This window comes from Vibrio sp. L85, assembly GCF_963871815.1.
Classification (GTDB): Bacteria; Pseudomonadota; Gammaproteobacteria; order Enterobacterales; family Vibrionaceae; genus Vibrio; species Vibrio harveyi.
This window is the reverse complement of sequence record NZ_CAWMYL010000152.1, coordinates 1-2108: the sequence shown is the minus strand read 5'-3', so window position 1 is coordinate 2108 and position 2108 is coordinate 1. Positions and strand designations below refer to the sequence as shown.

The 2108-nt window shown below is 54.9% G+C and carries 2 protein-coding genes; both read right to left on the bottom strand.

What is annotated here, in order from left to right; all coding sequences use genetic code 11:
* Positions 1-50 precede the first annotated feature (50 nt).
* Positions 51-854 (bottom strand): aminoglycoside O-phosphotransferase APH(3'')-Ib, encoded by an 804-nt coding sequence (gene aph(3'')-Ib, locus AACR11_RS15310; RefSeq protein ID WP_001082319.1) that lies wholly within the window; start codon positions 852-854, stop codon positions 51-53.
* Positions 855-914: 60 nt separating this feature from the next.
* On the bottom strand, positions 915-1730 hold the full coding sequence (gene sul2, locus AACR11_RS15305; protein ID WP_001043260.1) for a sulfonamide-resistant dihydropteroate synthase Sul2: 816 nt from the start codon (positions 1728-1730) through the stop codon (positions 915-917).
* Positions 1731-2108 lie beyond the last annotated feature (378 nt).

The following is a 2108-nucleotide window of genomic DNA, read 5'->3' as shown; positions in this document are numbered from 1 at the left end:
AACAGGTTGCGAAACGTGCCAATGAGCAGGAAAAACAGGCGGCATGAACATCAACCCCAAGTCAGAGGGTCCAATCGCAGATAGAAGGCAAGGCGTTCGCGGTCGGGGGCTTCGATCCCCAATACATTGAATAGGACAGCGAAGGCGCGCTCTGCTTCATCTGGCGCTGCCCAGTTCTCTTCGGCGTTAGCAATCATGAGTGCCAAATCGGCATAGCGATCTGCTGTTCCGAGCCGCCCAAGGTCGATCAGACCCGTGCATTGAAGAGTTTTAGGGTCCACCATGAAGTTCGGCATGCAGGGATCACCATGGCAAACAACCATATCGGTGCGCTCTTGGTCGAGCCGCACCGGTAGCTCTCGTTCGACACGAGCCAAAAGATCGAGCTGCGGCGTACTCTTGTCCTCGTCCGGTAAGAAGTCGGGATTGACGGCATTGCGGGACACCACATCAACGGCGCGTCCGAACATTCGCGACAGCCTGCGCTCAAACGGACATTGATCAACCGATAGGCTGTGAACAGCGCCAAGTTGCTGCCCCATTGACGGCCACGCTTTGAGCAAATCCGCTCCAGACAGATCAGCCGCCGGTACTCCCGGAATTGCCGTTATCACCAAGCATGCACCCTCCTGTTCCTCCTGCCAGTTGATCACCTCGGGGCAAGCCACACCTCGACCTTTGAGCCAAATGAGGCGGTCACGCTCTCCAGCGAGCTCACCGCGGCGGGAAGCAGGTGCGATTTTCGCGAAGGCATGCCCGTCACCACGTCGAAAAACAAAATCACCAGATTCTCCGCCTCTGACAGGCAACCAGTCAGAATGCGATTCACCAAAAAAAATATTAGTTCGATTCAATGGAGGTTCCTTCAGTTTTCTGATGAAGCGCGAATATAGAGAAATATCCCGAATGTGCAGTTAACGAATTCTTGCGGTTTCTTTCAGCGCCGCCAATACCGCCAGCCCGTCGCGCAAGGGGCGCGGCTCGTGTGTGCGGATGAAGTCAGCTCCACCTGCGGCGGCGGCAAGCTCTGCAGCGAGTGTCGCGGCCCCGACATCCCCCGGACCACGGCCTGTGAGCGCGCGCAGAAAGGATTTGCGCGAAACAGACAGAAGCACCGGCAAATCGAAGCGCAGCCGCAATTCATCGAACCGCGCCAGCACCGAGAGCGAGGTTTCGGGAGCAGCCCCCAGAAAAAACCCCATGCCGGGATCAAGGACAAGGCGGTTGCGTTTGATACCGGCACCCGTCAGCGCCGCGATGCGCGCGTCAAAGAACGCCGCAATGTGATCCATGATGTCGCCAGCGGGTGCCTCGCGCCGATCTGCCTGCCCGTCTTGCACCGAATGCATAACGACGAGTTTGGCAGATGATTTCGCCAATTGCGGATAGAACGCAGCGTCTGGAAAACCGCGAATATCATTGAGATAGGCTACACCACGCGACAAGGCATAGGCTTGCGTCGCGGGTTGATAACTGTCGAGCGAGACGGGAATGCCATCTGCCTTGAGCGCGTCCAGCACCGGCGCGATACGCGCGATTTCTGTGTCGGACGAAACAGGCGCGGCGTCGGGATTGCTGGATGCCGGACCGAGGTCGATCACATCTGCCCCCTCGGCCATCAGCTTACGCGCCTGCGCAATGGCTGCGTCTGGCGCCAGATACCGGCCTCCATCGGAGAAACTGTCCGAGGTTATGTTGACGATGCCGAAAATGATGAGCGATTTATTCATGGGGGCTTCTATAATAATAATAATCGAGCATGAGTCTCATACGGATGCTCGGGTCGAAAGGGAATCCCCAGGCGAGTAACCTGTTTGCGGTGATCCATTAGCTGCAGGAGCAGAATAGCATACATCTGGAAGCAAAGCCAGGAAAGCGGCCTATGGAGCTGTGCGGCAGCGCTCAGTAGGCAATTTTTCAAAATATTGTTAAGCCTTTTCTGAGCATGGTATTTTTCATGGTATTACCAATTAGCAGGAAAATAAGCCATTGAATATAAAAGATAAAAATGTCTTGTTTACAATAGAGTGGGATACAGACACGCTTGATATGTTTGGAGATGGGGTTCTAGGGATTTTCCCCTCTAAAAAGACTTAATCCTCTGTAGA

Excerpts from the sequence above, each read along its gene's own strand:
- sul2 (WP_001043260.1), bottom strand. The coding sequence starts at position 1,730 with ATGAATAAATCGCTCATCATTTTCGGCATCGTCAACATAACCTCGGAC.